The 18,096-nt window shown below is 55.3% G+C and carries 18 protein-coding genes; 6 read left to right on the top strand and 12 right to left on the bottom strand.

The genetic code is table 11. The annotated features are described in order from the left end of the window. Window positions 1-33: 33 nt before the first annotated feature. The 4 genes from Q0746_RS09135 to pip form a co-directional block, all read right to left on the bottom strand. The gene (locus tag Q0746_RS09135; RefSeq protein ID WP_298259436.1) at window positions 34-1,680 is read right to left on the bottom strand and encodes an ABC transporter ATP-binding protein; all 1,647 of its coding nucleotides are present in this window, start codon (window positions 1,678-1,680) and stop codon (window positions 34-36) included. Continuing rightward, window positions 1,677-2,876, bottom strand: coding sequence for an ABC transporter permease (locus Q0746_RS09140; RefSeq protein ID WP_298259438.1), 1,200 nt, complete (start codon window positions 2,874-2,876; stop codon window positions 1,677-1,679). Before Q0746_RS09140 ends, Q0746_RS09135 begins: the two co-directional genes overlap by 4 nt. Beyond that, window positions 2,873-3,871: an ABC transporter permease gene (locus Q0746_RS09145; protein WP_298259440.1), complete on the bottom strand. Its 999-nt coding sequence runs from the start codon at window positions 3,869-3,871 to the stop codon at window positions 2,873-2,875. The genes Q0746_RS09140 and Q0746_RS09145 overlap by 4 nt, the downstream gene beginning before the upstream one ends. Before the next feature lie 111 nt (window positions 3,872-3,982). Next, complete coding sequence (gene pip / locus Q0746_RS09150) at window positions 3,983-4,960, bottom strand: prolyl aminopeptidase (protein WP_298259442.1); 978 nt, start codon at window positions 4,958-4,960, stop codon at window positions 3,983-3,985. A 71-nt stretch (window positions 4,961-5,031) separates the two neighbouring features. Here pip and ubiG point away from each other — a divergent pair, with 71 nt between their 5' ends. Then, the gene (ubiG, locus tag Q0746_RS09155) at window positions 5,032-5,772 is read left to right on the top strand and encodes a bifunctional 2-polyprenyl-6-hydroxyphenol methylase/3-demethylubiquinol 3-O-methyltransferase UbiG (RefSeq protein WP_298259444.1); all 741 of its coding nucleotides are present in this window, start codon (window positions 5,032-5,034) and stop codon (window positions 5,770-5,772) included. On the opposite strand, the gene Q0746_RS09160 is transcribed toward ubiG, so the two are convergent. The 4 genes from Q0746_RS09160 to Q0746_RS09175 are packed head-to-tail and all read right to left on the bottom strand — an operon-like array spanning window position 5,769 to window position 8,051. Further along, on the bottom strand, window positions 5,769-6,209 hold the full coding sequence (locus tag Q0746_RS09160; RefSeq protein WP_298259446.1) for a MarR family transcriptional regulator: 441 nt from the start codon (window positions 6,207-6,209) through the stop codon (window positions 5,769-5,771). The genes ubiG and Q0746_RS09160 overlap by 4 nt on opposite strands. Before the next feature lie 3 nt (window positions 6,210-6,212). Then, window positions 6,213-7,040, bottom strand: coding sequence for a carbon-nitrogen hydrolase family protein (locus tag Q0746_RS09165; protein WP_298259448.1), 828 nt, complete (start codon window positions 7,038-7,040; stop codon window positions 6,213-6,215). After that, the gene (gene grxC, locus Q0746_RS09170; protein WP_298259725.1) at window positions 7,037-7,291 is read right to left on the bottom strand and encodes a glutaredoxin 3; all 255 of its coding nucleotides are present in this window, start codon (window positions 7,289-7,291) and stop codon (window positions 7,037-7,039) included. The genes Q0746_RS09165 and grxC overlap by 4 nt, the downstream gene beginning before the upstream one ends. 40 nt (window positions 7,292-7,331) lie before the next feature. Next, window positions 7,332-8,051 (bottom strand): ComF family protein, encoded by a 720-nt coding sequence (locus tag Q0746_RS09175; protein WP_298259450.1) that lies wholly within the window; start codon window positions 8,049-8,051, stop codon window positions 7,332-7,334. A 52-nt stretch (window positions 8,052-8,103) separates the two neighbouring features. On the opposite strand from Q0746_RS09175, the gene Q0746_RS09180 reads away from it, so the two are divergent. Beyond that, window positions 8,104-8,952: a methyltransferase domain-containing protein gene (locus Q0746_RS09180; RefSeq protein ID WP_298259453.1), complete on the top strand. Its 849-nt coding sequence runs from the start codon at window positions 8,104-8,106 to the stop codon at window positions 8,950-8,952. A 14-nt stretch (window positions 8,953-8,966) separates the two neighbouring features. Next, window positions 8,967-10,010 (top strand): ferrochelatase, encoded by a 1,044-nt coding sequence (gene hemH / locus Q0746_RS09185; protein ID WP_298259456.1) that lies wholly within the window; start codon window positions 8,967-8,969, stop codon window positions 10,008-10,010. Here the strand turns inward: hemH and Q0746_RS09190 are convergent. The 4 genes from Q0746_RS09190 to Q0746_RS09205 all read right to left on the bottom strand — a co-directional run bounded on the left by Q0746_RS09190 (window position 10,007) and on the right by Q0746_RS09205 (window position 12,728). Further along, entirely contained in the window at window positions 10,007-10,144 is a 138-nt protein-coding gene (locus Q0746_RS09190) for a hypothetical protein (protein ID WP_298259458.1), read from the bottom strand. The genes hemH and Q0746_RS09190 overlap by 4 nt on opposite strands. Before the next feature lie 92 nt (window positions 10,145-10,236). After that, window positions 10,237-10,635 (bottom strand): 8-oxo-dGTP diphosphatase MutT, encoded by a 399-nt coding sequence (gene mutT, locus Q0746_RS09195; RefSeq protein WP_298259460.1) that lies wholly within the window; start codon window positions 10,633-10,635, stop codon window positions 10,237-10,239. After that, on the bottom strand, window positions 10,632-11,867 hold the full coding sequence (gene argJ, locus Q0746_RS09200; protein WP_298259461.1) for a bifunctional glutamate N-acetyltransferase/amino-acid acetyltransferase ArgJ: 1,236 nt from the start codon (window positions 11,865-11,867) through the stop codon (window positions 10,632-10,634). The genes mutT and argJ overlap by 4 nt, the downstream gene beginning before the upstream one ends. 21 nt (window positions 11,868-11,888) lie before the next feature. Further along, the gene (locus Q0746_RS09205) at window positions 11,889-12,728 is read right to left on the bottom strand and encodes a peptidylprolyl isomerase (RefSeq protein WP_298259463.1); all 840 of its coding nucleotides are present in this window, start codon (window positions 12,726-12,728) and stop codon (window positions 11,889-11,891) included. 179 nt (window positions 12,729-12,907) lie between these two features. Here Q0746_RS09205 and secA point away from each other — a divergent pair, with 179 nt between their 5' ends. The 3 genes from secA (at window position 12,908) to Q0746_RS09220 (ending at window position 18,095) form a co-directional block, all read left to right on the top strand. Then, a complete protein-coding gene (gene secA, locus Q0746_RS09210) occupies window positions 12,908-15,595 on the top strand; it encodes a preprotein translocase subunit SecA (protein ID WP_298259465.1) in 2,688 nt (895 codons plus the stop codon). Window positions 15,596-15,667: 72 nt separating this feature from the next. Beyond that, window positions 15,668-16,531 carry a hypothetical protein gene (locus tag Q0746_RS09215; protein ID WP_298259467.1) on the top strand — a complete coding sequence of 288 codons (864 nt, stop codon included), beginning with the start codon at window positions 15,668-15,670 and terminating at the stop codon, window positions 16,529-16,531. Between the two features lie 13 nt (window positions 16,532-16,544). Then, window positions 16,545-18,095, top strand: a complete 1,551-nt coding sequence (locus Q0746_RS09220) for a phosphate ABC transporter substrate-binding/OmpA family protein (RefSeq protein WP_298259469.1) — start codon at window positions 16,545-16,547, stop codon at window positions 18,093-18,095. Window position 18,096: the final 1 nt, after the last annotated feature.

Here is an 18,096-nt window from a genome sequence, read left to right on the forward strand (position 1 = left end):
TTATATCGGCCCCTTCTGATGGGGCGATTCGCTTTACATCTTATCAACAGCAGCGTCGCCGATGTTATCAACTCCGCGTTCCTGTAGAAGATTTGTGAGCCAGTCAGGGTCCATTTCTGGAACAGAACTTAGCAGTAAGTCGGTATATGGGTGATGCGGAGGCTGGAACATATCCAGCTTGGGGCCCTGTTCGACCACACTGCCGTCTTTCATGACCACAACCTCATCCGCGATGGAGCGAACGGTCGCCAAGTCATGCGTGATGAACATGTAACTAAGGCCCAATTCGTCCTGCAGCTTGGCGAGCAAACGCAAAATGCCCTCTGCCACCAGTTGGTCCAGCGCCGAGGTGACCTCGTCGCAAATGATAAACTTTGGTTCGGCCGCCAAGGCGCGCGCGATACCGATGCGTTGCTTCTGACCACCCGAAAGCTCGGATGGAAGGCGATGGAAGTATTCGGTTGGCTCCAGTTCGATCTCGGCCAGCAATTCATCCACGCGTTTGCGTTTCTCTTTGCCGGTAAGACCCATGTAAAACTCGACGGGCCGCCCAATGGTTTCGCCAATGCTTTTGCGCGGGTTAAGGGCGGTGTCGGCCATTTGATAGATCATCTGGGCCTGTCGAAGCTGGCTTTTGTCGCGCTTCTTGTAGTCCAGCGGCAATTGTTGACCGTCAAACTCGATATGCCCAATACGCGGCGGAAGCAGGCCGGTAATACAGCGGGCGGTGGTCGATTTCCCCGAGCCGGATTCGCCAACGACAGCCACCGTGCGGCCTGCATGAATGTCAAAGCTTACATCATGTAAAACGTCGACCGTCCCATAGGCGGCAGTCACATTGTGGATGCTAACAACAGGGGTCGCTTTGACGTTGATCGCCGGTTTGGCGGGGCGTTCAAAGCTGCGAACGGCCCATAAGGACTTGGTGTATTCCTCTTTCGGGGAGGACAGCATGGTGCGGGTGTCCGCCTCCTCTACTTCGTCGCCCTTAAGCAGAACTTTGATTTTGTCCGCCATTTGCGCAACCACGGCCAGATCGTGGGTAATGTAGATCGCGGCGGTGTCGAATTGCTCCACAATATCGCGGATCGAGGCAAGCACCTCGATCTGGGTTGTCACATCCAATGCGGTGGTTGGCTCATCAAAGATAATAAGATCGGGGCGGCACGCCATGGCCATCGCAGTCATTGCACGTTGCAACTGCCCGCCAGAGACTTGGTGTGGGTAGCGAAACCCGATTTCGTCCGGATTTGGAAGACGCAGGCGGCGGTAAAGCTCCATTCCGTCTTGTTCACTGTCAGTTCTGCTGGATACGCCATGCTGAACTGGCCCTTCGGAATGCTGATCGATCAGCTTATGCGCAGGGTTGAAGCTGGCGGCGGCGGATTGCGCAACATAGGCGATCCGTTTGCCCAGCAGGTCCCGCTTTACCGCAGCGGAGGCGGTGACAAGATCCACCCCGTCAAACACAACAGAGCCGTTGCTGATCCGTACGCCGTCACGGGTATAGCCCATCGACGCAAGGCCAACGGTGGATTTTCCCGCGCCGGACTCGCCGATCATGCCAAGGACTTCGCCCTTCTTCAAATCAACGTCGATGCCGTTGATAATCGGGTTCCATGTTTCGTCAGACCGACCTTCGATCTTCAGGTCACGAATTTTTAGTAGCAGGTCGCTCATTCTTTTAGCCCCGACGATTTATGTAGCATCCAGTCGACCACGAAGTTCACGGCGACAGTCAGCAGGGCGATGGCACCAGCGGCCAACAACGGAGTAACAGCAACATTCGGCGCAAAGGAGGCGAAGTTGATGAACTGTGACAGGTCGCGCACCATGGTGCCCCAGTCAGCCTTTGGTGGCTGAATTCCGACACCGAGGAAGCTGAGCGACGCGATGGTTAGGAACACGAAGCAGAAACGCAAACCGAATTCGGCCAGCAAAGGCGCAAGCGCGTTTGGCAAAATTTCGCGGAAGATCAGATATCCCAACCCTTCGCCACGCAGCTTTGCGGCCTCGATGTAGTCCATGACGACGATGCTTTGCCCTACGGCACGCGACAGGCGGAACACGCGGGTGCTGTCGATCACGGCAATGATGAAAATCATGTAAATAGTGACCAACCAAGCTTCGCTGCCGGCCCACGCGGTGGCGATTGTCATCAGCAGCAGCGAAAAGATCAGCGACGGGATGGCCATCAAGGCATCCACCATGCGCGACAGAAGTTGGTCCAGCCAACCTCCCAAAACAGCGGCCAAGAAGCCCAAAGTGCCACCAAGCAAGAACGCCAGACAGGTCGTAACAAAGGCGATGCCGACTGTGTTTTGTGCGCCATAGATCAGGCGGCTAAGGATATCGCGACCAATTTGGTCGGTGCCCAATGGAAACTCGGGGTCGCCGCCCAATGCAGGATCACCACCGGCAACCACATTGGCCGCACCCAGAATTTCTTCTTGGCCGTAGGGGGCGATGAGGCCTGCAAAAATCGAAACGAAGGCATAGATGATAATCATCATAATGCCGAACGCTGCGGTCAGCGGCATGGAGCGGAACAGCTTCTTGCTGCCCTCTGTCCCGATAGTGCGAAACACCGTGCGGAAGACCCAAGATGCAGCCGCGAAACCCAAAATGCCGATAACAGCCCAGCGGAAAAAGATAACGCCCGCTTGTGGGACACCTTCAACAGCCCGTGGCTGGAAGAAATACCAAACGCTGAATGTCAGCGCGACCGCAGCAAACACATACCCGAAAGCAACGCCTAAAGGCAGGTCCCGAAAATACGGCTTGTTGTTCGTTGCCTTTTGCGCGCCAAGGCGAAACACCCACGCAGCACCCAACATGGCGATAAGGCCGCCAATAATCCAAATAAGAGCGTTCATTTTGGATGCCTCAGACGTGGGTTGGAGACAATGGATAAGATATCCGCCGTCAGATTGAGCAAGATGTAGACCGCCGCGAAGATCAGGCAGCAGGCCTGCACAACAGGGATGTCACGAATTTTGACGCTATCCACGAACAGCTGACCGATACCGGGATAAACGAAGACAACCTCAACCACGACCACGCCGGTGACGAGATAGGCCAAGTTCAACGCAATAACGGTGATGATCGGCGCCAGTGCATTTGGTAGCGCGTGCTTCACAATGACCCGCATCGGCGACAAGCCCTTCAGGCGCGCCATCTCAATATAGGGTGAGGCCAGCAAGTTGATGATCGCCGCACGCGTCATCCGCATCATTTGCGCGGTAACTGCTAACGTCAGTGTCAAAGCGGGCAGCATGGTTTTGTTCAGCCGGTCGCTGAACTCCATGCCAGGAAAGATATTCGACAGCGATGGGAATACCGGATTCAGCACCGCAAGAAACAAGATCAACACATATGCGAGGAAGAACTCGGGGCTGGAGATAGCTGAAAGTGTGGTGACGTTCATTGCTTTGTCGAAGGCTGTGTTGCGGTACAAAGCGGTCAGAATGCCCAATGTAACGGCCAGCGGTACGGCGATTGCAGCGCTCACTCCGGCCAGAAACAATGTGTTCTTCAGGCGCGGTACGATCTGGTCAAACACGGTGATAACGTCACCACCGGTGCTAGCGCCAGCAAAGGACTGAAACAACGCTTGTGACATGGGGACACCCAGATCACCTTGAAGAGCGCCTCCCAGCCATTTGAGATAGCGGGTCACGGGGCTCGCGTTGAGACCAAGCTGGTCGCGAATGGCGGCGACCGCTTCGGGTGTAGCACCCTGACCTAGAATGGATTGTGCGAAATCACCTGGTAACGCGTTGACCGCGATAAAGATGATAATCGAAACGGCGAAGAGGGTTGCGATCCCAAGCAACAGTCTTTGAAGGATAATCTTTGATAGTCCAGCCACAGGTGTTTTTTACATCCCATCAGTTTCCCCAGATTGCGAGACTAACGTCAGATATTAATCTGTAAACCCGCAACGCAAGATTCTTCTGGATTTTTGGTCGTTTGAATCCAATTAGGTGTAATTTTCACCTAAGAGGTTCATTATTCGAACAAGCTCCTCCGTGATTGAAGGTTCTGACAGCGCATGACCCGAGGCAGCAACCATCCTAAGGCGGGCATTTTGCCATCCTTTCGCAAGGTTATAGGCCGAAATGGGCGGGCAGATCATGTCATAACGCCCTTGAACAATATCTGTTGGAATATGTTCGATGGTGCTCCGGCGTGCCAGAATTTGACCATCATGGTCAAGGAAACCCTTGTGGGTGAAATAGTGGTTTTCCAGTCGCGCAAATGCACGTGCGTATTCGGCAGGGGCATTTCCAACGGGGTGATTCACCCGCAAGGCAGCAAGGGCGTTTTCCCAACCAGCCCAAGCCCGCGCGTATAATGTCTCGAGTGCGATATCACCGGAAAACAGGCGCCGGTTGTAGGCGGCGATCATATCGTCTTGCTCTTCCAGCGGCACGAGGTCCGCAAATAGCGCCCATTGCTCTGGAAAAAACTGACCAGCGCCGCCGCCATAGAACCAATCCAGTTCTGCTTGCGTCATCAAGAAAACCCCGCGCAACACCAGATGGGCCGCGCGATCAGGATGGCTTTGCGCATAAAGTAGGGACAAGGTCGCGCCCCAGCTGCCACCAAAGACAACCCATTTGTCGATCCCGAAGGTTTCTCGGATCAACTCGATATCGCGAATAAGGTGTTGGCTGGTATTATGCTCCACGCTTGCGTGCGGCCGCGACCGACCACAGCCGCGCTGATCAAACAAAACAATGCGGTATATGGTCGGGTCAAAATATCTGCGCATCGCAGGAGAGCACCCTCCTCCGGGGCCGCCGTGTAGCACTACAACTGGTATACCTTGGGGGTTTCCGCATTGCTCAACGTAAATGCGATGGCCGTCTCCCACTTCCAGCATTCGCTGATCAAAGGGGTCAATCGGTGGGTAGAGATGCGCCACCGCGCTGTTTTGTCCTGACGATCTGTCCATATAGCCCTATATAGTCGGCATAGCGCTGGGTGCCATGCCCGAAAGTGACCAAATTGAAGATGAGTTTGCACATGAATGCCTCGACCGTCGACCCCTCAGAAGTAGCGAAGTTTGAAGCCATGGCCGCAGAGTGGTGGGACTTGAATGGCAAATTTAAGCCGCTCCATATGCTGAACCCGTGCCGGTTGGACTACATCACAAGCCAGATTTCCGCAGAGTTTGATCGAGATCTGGATGCGCCGGAGCCGTTCAAAGGACTTCGTATTTTGGATATCGGCTGTGGGGGCGGATTGCTGTCAGAGCCGATGGCGCGTTTGGGTGCAGATGTGGTGGGTGCGGATGCGGCTGGTGGAAACATTCCGGTAGCGCAAGTGCATGCCGCGCAATCGGGATTAAACATAGACTATCGTCACACCACGGCCGAAGCGCTGGCCGACGCGGGCGAGCAATTCGACGTCATTTTGAACATGGAGGTCGTGGAGCATGTTGCAGACCCGCTTGCCTATTTGACCGCTTGCAAAACACTGCTGAAGCCCGGCGGACTGATGCTCTGCTCGACCATCAACCGGAACCCCAAAAGCTTCATGGTGGCGATTATCGGGGCGGAACACATCATGCGGTGGCTGCCGAAGGGGACGCATGAATGGAACAAGTTCATCACGCCGGATGAGTTGTTCAATCTGATTTCTGATGCGGGGCTAAGCCCCGTGGACCGCAAGGGGTTCGTGTTTAATCCGATTGCATGGAGCTGGTCTTTGTCGGATCGCGACTTATCGGTGAACTATGTCACGGCAAGCACAAAGCCTGCCTAGTCCTCCATTAAACTACGGCGAAGATCGCGCAGAATTGGGATAGAATCGCGAACTCTGTCCGAGCCTACGTTGTTCACGATCCCCACAATCATGGGTGCTATGGTCTCCAGCGCAGAATCGCGGGCGCGTCGGCCAGCGGGGCTAATCACAACTTGCTTGCGTCGCGCATCGTCCCAATCGGGTGAAACATGGATGTGACCGGCCCATTCCAACTTTGCCAGCGTGTTTGTCAGCGCACCCCGTGTCAGCGCAAAACTTTTGGCCAATTGTGCAGGCGTGCGCGGGTCGGTCAGTTGATACAGGTGATTCAGCAAGGTGAAATGAGACAACTCCATGCCTTTGGGCAGCGCTTTGCTCAGCTTGTTTCGCGCAAGCTGGTCCACCATGAACAGCTCGCTAAACAGCGATACGGCAACGGAATTTGGGGTCTCTGGCATAGGTCAAAACGTATAGGGGCGGTCATGTGTTAGGGAAGGGACACGCTGTCGCGCCCTCGCAACGTCGCCCAGATCGATCTCGAGGCAGACCATACCGGCATCCGTCCCTGCGTCCAGAATTACTTCGCCCCACGGGCTAATAACGACGGAATGCCCATAGGTGGAACGGGATTTTCTTATGCTGGATTCATGCTTTCCGGTTTGGGCAGGGGCAATCACGAAGCAGCCGGTTTCAATCGCCCGCGCCCGCAACAGGCTTTCCCAATGCGCCGCCCCAGTGACCGGAGAAAACGCCGCGGGGGCGGTGATGATGTGTGCCCCAGCATGCGCCAGATCGCGGTAAAGCTTGGGAAACCGCATATCATAGCAAATGGTCATCCCGATTTTGGCGAAACCGGCATCCGCCACGACCGCGCGGTTTCCGGGGCGGTAGCCATCGCTTTCGCGGTAGCTTTCGGTCGCCGAGATATCCACGTCGAACATGTGAATTTTGTCGTACCACGCGGCAATCTCACCTTGCGGATTTATCAAGAAGCACCGATTGGCAAACCGCCCGTCGGGGTCATTCGTCTTCAGGGCCAAAGACCCGATCATGAGCCAAACCTTGTACTCGGCGGCTGCAAGAAGGAAGGCCGCCAAGCTGGGGTCATCGTCTTGCGTGGATAACACCGACGTTTGATGTTGACGGCTTGTCGAGAGGCAGTTGGTCACCTCTGGCGTCAATATGAACTCGGCCCCAGCCGCCGCCGCGTCCTTGATCAACGCAAGCGTTACAGGCAAGTTTTCTGCAGGAGCATCGCTTGCGTTGAGCTGGAGAAGTGCGAGCTTCACTTTAACAAGGCGTTTAGTTTGCCGCGACGATCCAAGGCGTTCAGGTCATCGAATCCGCCAATATGCTTCCCGTCGATAAATATCTGAGGAACCGTCCGCCCCCCGTTTGAGCGTTGGATCATTGTGGCCTTGGCGCCGCTGTCACGCTCTACGTCGGTTTCTTCGTATGACACACCTTTTTGGGCCAAGAGGCGCTTGGCGGCGTGGCAGTAGCCACATGTCGATTTTGTATATAGCTCGATCTTGGCCATCGGGTTCAAATCCTTCGTCATTTTTGCGTTGGCACCTTAGCTAGTCATCTTTTGACACGCGCGCCAGCACCACAACGTCAACTTCTCGTGCGCCAGCTGAAATGCAGGCCTCGGTGCAGGCCGCTAAAGTCGCACCAGATGTCATGACGTCGTCAACCAGCAGAACATGTTTCCCGTTTAGTTGCGCCCCCTTTTTGGGGTGCGGGGTTATGGCTCTGCTCAGGGTGGCAAATCGGCTGATGCGCGATTTTCCGTCCAACACCTCTGTCGATTGGGGGCGCTTCAGCGCATTGGGAAGAAAGGGCGTTCCTAGCTGTTCGGCTAGAATTTTCGCGATCAGTGCCGATTGGTTGTACCGCCGTTTAAGTTGCCGAAGCCAGTGCAGCGGGACGGGAACAACAACCGTGTCAGGCTCTATCGGCGGCGCGATACGGGCCATCCACATTGCCGCCGGTCGCGCCAATTCGGTTCGATCCCCATGCTTTAAGCGCAATACGATGTCGCGCCCTTTGCCACTGTAGAGCATCGCAGCCGCGCCATGTCGCCAAGGGCGCGCAATTTTCATGCAATCGTCGCATTGCAGATCGTCGCTTTTGTCCTTTCCAGGCAGTGGAACGCCGCAGCTTTTGCAGGTTAAACCATGGATGAATTGCGTTTCACGCCAGCAGTTGCCACATAATGAGAGATCATCCTCCACGGCTGCGCCGCACGTCAGGCAATGTGCGGGGTAGATCAGCTGTAGGGCGGTTTGCAAATTCATGGCATTCCTCTAAATAACGGCGACTTGCCTTTCGCCTTCAGGAGCATATTTTGTGTCTCAGCCTCGCCCTCTAACAGACCGCATCGCCCTTACGCGCCAACGCCAACGGGCCGCGCGACAAGGCCCTGCAATGTTTTTGCATGACGAGGCAGTGTTCGAGGTTCAGGAAAGGCTTATCGACGTTAACAGGACGTTTACGTCGATGGCGATAGTCACCGGTCACCGTGAATTTTGGGCAAAAGCCTTCCCCAATGCTGTGATTGTGCCTGATGAAGACACGTTGGCCTTGGAGCCGGAACAATTTGAGCTGGTCGTCCATGCGATGGCATTGCATTGGGCAAATGACCCTGTGGGTCAGTTGGTGCAATGCCGCAGGGCGCTAAAACCGGACGGGTTGTTTATTGCCGCTTTCTTGGGGGGGCAAACCTTGGTTGAACTGCGTGCAGCCTTGTCCGAGGCGGAGGCCTCGCTAACTGGCGGGCTTGCTCCGCGAGTGGCTCCTATGGGTGAAATTCGCGATCTTGGCGGCCTGTTGCAACGCGCCGGCTTGGCGCTGCCGGTGGCGGACAGCTTCAAGCGCGGGGTGACTTACGGATCCCCAATGGGCTTGTTGCGTGATCTGCGCGCGATGGGGGAGGGCAACGCCCTGAACGATCGCCACAGAAAATCTCCGCCGCGCGCGCTTTTCAGCCGAATGGAGCGCATATATTCGCAACATTACGCTACCGAAGATAATCGCGTCTCTGCGACGTTTGAGATGATTTTTCTAACCGGTTGGGCTCCTTCCGAGACTCAGCAAAAACCTTTGCAACCGGGATCAGCGACGACCCGCCTTGCCGATTTCTTGAACACGCCGGAGTTGGGCTTAGATGCAAAACCGGTTACAGGGGATAAGAAATAGAAAAGATGATGGACATGATGAACGCGACGCCCTTGCCTCATGCAGATGCAGACCACCCGAAAGTGAAGTTTGGCAGGGTAGGTGTGCTTGTCGCTAACCTAGGCACGCCGGACAACTACACCTATTGGCCAATGCGACGGTATCTAAATGAGTTCCTGTCCGATAAGCGCGTGGTCGATATTGCATCATGGAAATGGCAACCGCTATTGCAGCTTATCATTCTGACAAAGCGCCCTTTTTCCTCCGGTGAGGCTTACAAAAGCATTTGGAACCATGCGCAGGGCGAAAGCCCGCTTTTGACCATCACAAAGGACCAGACCGCAGCGCTGAAACAAACGCTGCGAGACACCTACGGCGACAACGTCGAGGTGGATTTCTGTATGCGCTACGGCAACCCATCAACCAAATCCAAAGTCAAAGAGCTGATCGCCAAAGGCTGCGACAAGATCGTATTTTTCCCGCTTTATCCGCATTACGCTGGGGCGACCTCTGCCACGGCAAATGACGAATTCTTTCGCGCGCTGATGAAAGAAAAATGGCAACCTTCTGCGCGGACCGTACCGGCATATTTTGAAAACGAGTCCTATATTGACGCGCTTGCCCAATCAGTGGAGCGCGCCTACGAGGGGATAGAGCGTCCTGATATTTTGGTGTGCTCTTATCACGGGATGCCGATCCGCTATTTGATGGAGGGTGACCCCTATCACTGCCAATGCCAGAAAACGACGCGCCTTCTGAAGGAGCGGCTGGGCTGGGATGACACGGAGATCACCACAACGTTCCAATCGGTATTTGGTCGCGAAGAGTGGCTGAAGCCCTACACCGTAGAGGAAGTCGCGCGATTGGCCGAAGCAGGCAAAAAGAAAATCGCGGTGATCGCCCCCGCCTTCTCGGCGGATTGCATCGAGACCCTCGAGGAGATCAACGAAGAGATCAAAGAAAGCTTCGAAGAGGCCGGCGGCGAACAGTTCACCTACATCCCCTGTCTCAACGACGAGCCCGCGCATATCGCTGCGCTGGCTGAAATCATCGGCGATAATCTAAAGGGATGGGTTTAGCTGGGGCGTGGTGCAATCGGGCGGCCATCAAAAACGCGGTCGTCCACTTTTACCCGAATGAGCCCGTTCTCTAGCGCCTTAACAAAGATGCCTTGAATAGAAACGCAGCTTCCGATTGTGACGGTTGCCATCATGTTCACTTCCCCCAAAGTTACTTAGGGGCATCTTACTGAGCTGAGCTTCTTTTTCCACTGAAAAAGTCACCTTTTTGTGATATCCGCTAAGCCTATAACCAGTCACGCAAAATCGGAATGAGGGGGATGTCGGCAGGTGGCATTTCGTAATTTCGCAAGGCGTTCGGCCTTGCCCATTCCAGCGTCTGCCCTTCTTGTGGCGATGGAATCCCTTCCCATTTGCGACAAGCAAAAAGCGGCATCAGCAGGTGAAAATCATCATAGCTGTGGCTCGCGAATGTCAGGGGGGCCAAGCAGCTTTGCCAAGTGTTGATCCCCAACTCTTCTTGTAGCTCTCGGATCAATGCCGCTTCGGGCGTTTCGCCAACTTCCACCTTGCCACCTGGAAACTCCCATAAACCCGCCATTGATTTTCCTTCGGGGCGTTGGGCCAGCAAGACGCGACCGTCGGCGTCGATCAGGGCGACAGCGGAGACAAGAACTGTTTTCACGACCGGTAGTCCGCGTTGATTTCAATGTAGCCGTGGGTCAAGTCGCAGGTCCAAACGGTACTTTGCCCAGCGCCCAACCCTAGATCTACACGGATCAACAGGTCTTCGTTTTTCATGTGGGCCGCAGCGTCTGCCTCGATGTAATCGGGTGAAACCCACCCGTTCTTCGCCACCAAGACATCACCGAACCAAATCGACAGACGGTCGCGGTCGGCGCTTGCGCCCGATTTGCCCACGGCCATAACCACGCGTCCCCAATTCGGATCTTCACCCGCAATTGCTGTCTTTACCAATGGAGAATTTGCAATCGACATGGCGACTTTGCGGGCATCGATATTGTTGTCTGCGCCTTCAACGCGAATTTCGACAAATTTGGTGGCCCCTTCGCCGTCACGCACCACCTGATGCGCGAGGTCTTTCATGACAACACCCAACGTGCGCTCAAAGGTTTCGTTGTCCTCGACGTTGGCGCCCGAGGTGCCGGTGGCCGCGACCAAAAGGCTATCGGATGTTGAGGTGTCGCTGTCGACTGTGATGGAATTGAAAGTGCCCTCATTGAGGCGCGACACCATTTCTTGCAGTCCAAGCTGGCTGATTTTGGCGTCGGTGAAGATGTAGACCAGCATGGTCGCCATGTCTGGCGCGATCATGCCGGAACCTTTTGCGATGCCTGAGACACTGACCTCAACCCCGCCAATTTCGCATGTGGCCGAAGCCCCTTTGGCGAAAGTGTCGGTGGTCATGATGGCGCGCGCGGCGTCCTCGATGCGGTCGGCGCGCAAGGTTTGTGACAACTCGTCCAGCGTGTTGGTGATTTTGTCATAGGGCAGCGGCTCGCCGATGACGCCGGTGGAGCCTGTGTAGATATGCGACACCGGCAGGGCCAATGTGTCCGCAGTCTTGCGGGTGATGGCCTCCACTGCACTCACGCCAATGCCACCGGTGAAGGCGTTGGAATTCCCAGAATTTACCAAAAAGGCAAACCCTTTGGCGTCATCTTCGACGCGGCCCATCTTGGATTGGCAATCCAGCACTGGCGCAGAGCGGGTCGAGGATTTGGTGAACACCCCAGCAATCGCGCTGCCGGCGGCAATCTCGGCGAGCATCACGTCGGTGCGATCTGAATATTTGACCCCCGCAGCAATGGTCGAAAAGCGAATGCCGTCAATCACAGGCAATTTCGGAAACCCCCCCTTGGGCGCAAGGGGGGAGATTTTGGTAGTGCTGGCCATCGGCGTGGGACCTTTTGTCGATTATTCCGACAAAAGGCCTACATTGCGAATGACTGTGGGATCAACCTTTACCTCTGCGCGGGTTACTTCGGCTGTCTCAGTCAGGCGCGTGATCTCGTCCTCGATTGCTTTGGCGCGCAACTCGCGCTCCAACTCGTCGCGCACCTCGTCTAGCGTTGGGGCCTCTTTGATGCGGCTTTCGTTGCGCTTGATGACGTGCCAGCCGAACTGGGTTTGAACTGGCTCGGAGACCGCGCCGTCAGCAAGGGCTACGACAGCTTCTTCAAAGGCCGGAACCATTGCGCCTTTGCCAAACCACCCCAAAGCGCCACCACTTGGACCGCTTGGGCCGGTGGATTTCTCCTTGGCCAATTCTGCGAAATCTGCCCCGTCCTTGATCTGGGTGATCAATTCATTGGCCTCTTCGACGGTTTCGACAAGAATATGCGCTGCGCTGTACTCTGTCTCGGATTCACCGTTGGCAAAACGATCTTGATAGGCGGCAGCAATCGCGCTTTCGTCCAGATCAGCAGTGCCGATCTTGGCAAGAAGTTCGCTTGCGAGGAAGGCGCGGATTTCGTTTTCCTGACTCAATGCGATAGAGCCGGACAGGTCTTTTTCCATTTCCTGACTAAGTGCAGTTTGCTGGATCAGCTGGTCCAAAATGCCGTTAAACAAGACGTTGTCGTCGAGCTGTTTATATTGCTCGGGCAGACGTTCTTGCAGCGCGATCATGTGACCAAGAGTGATATCTGTGCCGTTTACAGTGGCCATGACCGTTTTCGCGTCTTGCGCCATGGCTGGCATTGCGACGGTCACGGCAAGACCGGTTGCACGCAGAAGTGTTGAAAATTTGCCCATATTATCTGTCTCCTCAGGGGCCGCACGGGGCGCGGCGTTGACACTAATAGACACGGCCCTTACATCGCCAAGAGGTCTGAGGCGCGTCTTGTCTTAGCTGTCGAGATATGGTGCGGCGGCCAAAGGGGCAAGGTGAAGCTAGACACAAATTTGTTTGCCATCAAAAAAGGCGCGGAAATATGCTGGGTTTGGGTACTATTACGAAAAAGGTCTTCGGAACACCGAACGACCGCAAAGTAAAAGCTGTCCGGCCGCTTGTGGCTAAAGTGAATGCGCTAGAGCCAGAGTTCGAAGCTCTGAGCGACGACGAAATCAAAAGCCGCACTGAAAATTTGGCGATGCGTGCGCAATCGGGCGAAAGCCTTGACGATTTGCTGCCCGAAGCCTTCGCTAATGTGCGCGAAGCCGCGCGACGCGCGCTGGGTCTGCGGGCATTCGATACACAGGTTATGGGTGGCATTTTCCTGCACCAAGGAAATATCGCCGAGATGAAAACCGGTGAAGGGAAAACCCTTGTGGCGACCTTCCCGGCCTATCTGAATGCCTTGTCGGGCAAGGGCGTGCATATCGTCACCGTGAATGACTACCTTGCCAAGCGAGATGCCGAATGGATGGGCAAGGTCTACTCCGCCTTGGGTTTGACCACTGGCGTGATCTACCCGCAGCAGCCTGACGCGGAAAAGAAAGCGGCCTATGCGGCTGACGTGACATATGCGACCAACAACGAGTTGGGCTTTGACTACCTGCGCGACAACATGCGCTCTAACCTGTCAGAGATGGCGCAACGCGGTCACAATTTTGCGATCGTTGATGAAGTTGACTCGATCCTGATTGACGAAGCGCGCACGCCACTTGTCATTTCCGGTCCGTCGGAAGATCGCTCCGAGCTGTATATCACAATCGACAAGCTGATCCCTGAGCTGTCTGAAGAACACTATAAGCTGGATGAAAAAACCCGCGTCGTGACGATCACTGACGATGGCAACGACTTCCTTGAAAAACGGTTGCGCGAGATGGAGCTGTTGCCGCAAGAGCAGTCGCTCTACGATCCGGAAAGCACCTCGCTGGTCCATCACGTCACAGAGGCGTTGAAGGCCCATAAGGCATTCCACAAAGACAAAGACTACATGGTTAGCAATGACGAAGTGATGTTGGTCGATGAATTCACCGGTCGCATGATGGCTGGCCGACGTCTTGGGGGCGGTTTGCACCAAGCAATTGAAGCCAAAGAAGGCTGTGCGATCCAGCCTGAAAACATCACATTGGCATCTGTGACGTTCCAGAACTATTTCCGCCTCTACTCGCGCCTTGGCGGCATGACAGGTACCGCGGCGACAGAAGCCGAAGAATTCAAGGAAATCTACGGCCTTGGCGTCGTGGAGATGCCAACAAACAAACCGATTGCGCGGATTGACGAGCATGACGCGATTTACCGCACGGCCAAGGAAAAATTCGAAGCAATCGTTGAGGAAATCAAAACCGCCCATGCAACTGGGCAGCCGGTTCTGGTCGGGACCACATCGATTGAAAAGTCCGAATATCTGTCACAGCTGCTAGAGCAGGCCGAAGTTCCGCATAATGTTTTGAATGCGCGCAAGCACGAACGCGAGGCCGAAATCGTCGGAAACGCGGGAACCATTGGGGCCGTGACCATCGCGACCAACATGGCGGGACGCGGGACGGATATTAAGTTGGGCGGCAACGCCGAGATGAAGATCATGGATGCGCTGGAGGCGGATCCAGAAGGCGATCCGGAAGCCATTCGTGCGCGCATCGAAGAAGAGCAATCAAAAGCCGAAGACGAAGTGAAAGCTGCAGGCGGTCTCTATGTGTTGGCAACAGAGCGCCATGAAAGTCGCCGTATCGACAACCAGCTTCGCGGACGTTCCGGCCGTCAGGGTGATCCGGGTCGGTCCAGCTTCTTCTTGTCTTTGGAAGACGATCTGATGCGCATTTTCGGCTCGGAACGTTTGGACAAAATGCTGTCGACGTTGGGCATGAAAGAAGGCGAGGCGATTGCGCACCCTTGGGTGAATAAGTCCTTGGAGAAAGCGCAAGCCAAAGTGGAAGGTCGCAACTTCGACATTCGCAAGCAGCTCTTGAAGTTTGACGACGTTATGAATGATCAGCGCAAAGCTATTTTTAGTCAGCGCATGGAGATCATGGAAGCAGAAGAAATCGGCGAGATCGCGCAAGACATGCGCCATCAGGTGATCGATGATTTGGTGGATCAATACATCCCGCCGAAGTCCTATGCGGATCAATGGGATACCCAAGGGCTGTATATTGCCGTGCTTGAAACTCTTGGTGTTGATCTGCCGGTTATTGCTTGGGCCGAGGAAGAAGGCGTGGACGACGAAAGCCTTCGCGAACGCCTGTACGATGCTTCGGACGAATTCATGGCCAAGAAAGCCGTCGACTTCGGCCCCGATCAAATGCGCAACATCGAAAAGCAGATTTTGTTGCAAACCATCGATGGGAAATGGCGCGATCACCTGCTGAAGCTGGAACACCTGCGGTCTGTTGTCGGCTTCCGCGGATATGCCCAGCGCGATCCGTTGAACGAGTATAAAACAGAAAGCTTCCAACTGTTTGAAGGTATGCTGGACAGCCTGCGGGTTGATGTGACGCAAAAGCTGTCTCAGGTTCGGCCGCTAACCGAGGCTGAGCAAGAACAGATGATGAAACAGTTCCTTGCGCAACAAGCTGGTGCGCAACCGGCAGCTCCTGCACACGAAGAGGCCCCAAAGGCGCTTTCGGGTTTTGACGAAAACGACGAAACCACTTGGGGCAATCCCGGGCGCAACTCTGCATGCCCTTGCGGATCGGGCAAGAAGTTCAAACATTGCCACGGTGAGATCGGCTAAAGGTTCCACCAAGCCAATTTTTCTGCTACGCTAAAGCTCTATTGCAACGAGAAAACTCGGCAAGGCAGGTAAATGAGCAGATTTTTAACAAACGCGGCTTTGGCCGTGTGGCTTGGTGTATCATCACCGATTATGGCAGACGTGTTGCCTGCGGCGGTCACGCCACCCTTTCCCAAAATTTCGCATGTGACGCCGGACATACCAGCTGATGCGGAGGTTCCCTTTACTCATCTCAAACCCGTGGCGGCGCATTTGTCAGCACCACCCGCACCCATCGCGGATATTGTTGCAAGACAGGCGAATATCTCGAATTTTGGTACGGCGTGTGACCCGTCAATCTCCATGGATGTGGCGATTGATGCGATGCTGGCCATTCACCTTCAAGCGCCTTGCCTGCCCTACGACATGGTCCGGATGGAGCATGAGGGGCTGTCGTTCACCGTTCCCATGCCCATGACCGGGGAGCTGCATTTGCTTTTACCCGCCCTGTCCGAGAATGCGGTCGTGCGGGCCGATCTTTCTGATGGCACGGTCTTGTCGGCCTCGGCGGATGTGCCCGAGGCGGTAGAATTCGCACGTGTGGCTTTGCAGTGGAAAGGTGCGGCACCAGGGGAATTGGTGGCAAAGGCCCCCAAGGTTCTGGATGGTGCGGTGATCAGACTTGGACGATCCGAGGACGCAGATGGGTCAGAGCTGCACGTATTCTCCAGCAGAATAGACGCCCGTCACGCCACAGGCGTTGTACGACTGTCACTGCTATCACCGGTCACCGCAGAGAACTGTGAAACCGGCCGTGAAGCGCGGGTACGCCGCAAGGTCCCCGGAGAGCCGACATCCGCCTATGATCTGAAGCTAAAGGGGCCAGGATGTAATGCGGTTGGCCAAAGTATTGAGTTGAAAAATATCCTCCAAGATTTGAAACTCTCGCAAAACTAAGGCGGACAAAACGGTGCAACTCCTTTGGCGTAGTATTTGGGCGGCTGCTTTGCTGTGCGCCTTTGGGGTTTCGGCCTTGGCAAATGACGTGCGCCTTACGTCGCGCGACGGGGGTATAGAAATCGAAGGCACCCTGCTGACCTACGATGGTGAATTCTTTCGTGTCGACACCATTTACGGACCTCTGACTTTGGATGGGGAAGGTGTTACTTGTGACGGGCCTGGATGCCCCGACCTCAACGCATTTGTTGCGAATATCCGGATGTCCGGAACCAATCGAATGGCAGAGGTGCTGGTCCCCGCGTTGATTCAGGCCTTCGCCATGCGCAACGGGTTGACCGTCACGCGAGAGGTGGCAAGTGATCGGCAATCGACATTCGTGTTGAACGATAAGGATCGCGTAAAGGCGCGCTTTTCGCTGTCATCCGGAACCACGGCAGAAGGATACGCCGACCTGATCGCCGAAGAAGCGGACATAGCACTGGTGCTTCGCGAGCCAAACAAAGATGAGGTTGCAATGGCTCGGGTGGCGTCGTCGGGCGACCTGTTGAAAGGGCGGCGGGCCCGTGTGGTGGCGCTTGACGGTATCGTAGCTGTCGCGGCACTTGGGCAGCCATTACGAAGCATCTCGCTGAAAGATATGGCGGCAGCAGTGTCGGGCGAAGCAAAGCACTGGTCGGACATTGGTGGGCCGGATGTTCCCATCGTGCGCCATTTGCCGGACCCCGCATCCGGATTATACGAGGCCTTTGTAGACCATGTTTTAAAGCCGAACGGCTTGTCGGTCGCAACGGAAGCCACACATCACACATTGCTTCAAGACGTGGCAGATCACGTGGCAGATGACACTTTTGCCATAGGGATCACCACGCTTAGTGAAATTGGAAACACCTTGCCAATGAAAGTGGCCGGAACCTGCGGCTTTGAGACCAATGCAACCCTGTCTGCCCTGCGCGCCGAGGACTACCCGCTGACGTTGCCATTGATGCTATACACACCCGCGCGGCGGTTGCCTCTAATGGCGCGCGAGTTCCTAGAGTTCACCCAAGACCCTGCGGCTGACTTGATTATACGCAGGGCGGGCTTCGTAGATCAGGCCATCACCAAGACGCGGTTTGACGATCAAGGGGATCGATTGGCGCACGCTATTTCCCAAGCTGGGCCGGAGGTGTCTCTTGAAAACCTTCAAGGTATGGTGGCGGCGTTGCGTGATCGCGACCGGCTTTCAACCACGTTTCGATTTACCGGTGGGACACGGCTTGACGTTCAATCACAAGAGAACGTCATTCGTCTGGCGCGGGCGCTTGAAACGGGGGTGTTCAACGGGCGCGATTTGCTGTTGGCGGGATTTAGTGACGGCGATGGTCCGGCTGGGCCGAACCTTTCGTTGTCGCTAAAGCGGGCGCGCAGCGTTCTTAGTTTGTTAAAAGAGGCCGCGCCGGACGTAGATCTTGACCGCGTTACTATACAGCCCGCGGCCTTTGGTGAAGCACTGCCAATGGCCTGTGATGATACGGAATGGGGACGCGCCATCAACCGTCGGGTCGAGGTTTGGGTGAAGTAGC

Source organism: uncultured Litoreibacter sp., from assembly GCF_947487515.1.
Lineage (GTDB): Bacteria > Pseudomonadota > Alphaproteobacteria > Rhodobacterales > Rhodobacteraceae > Litoreibacter.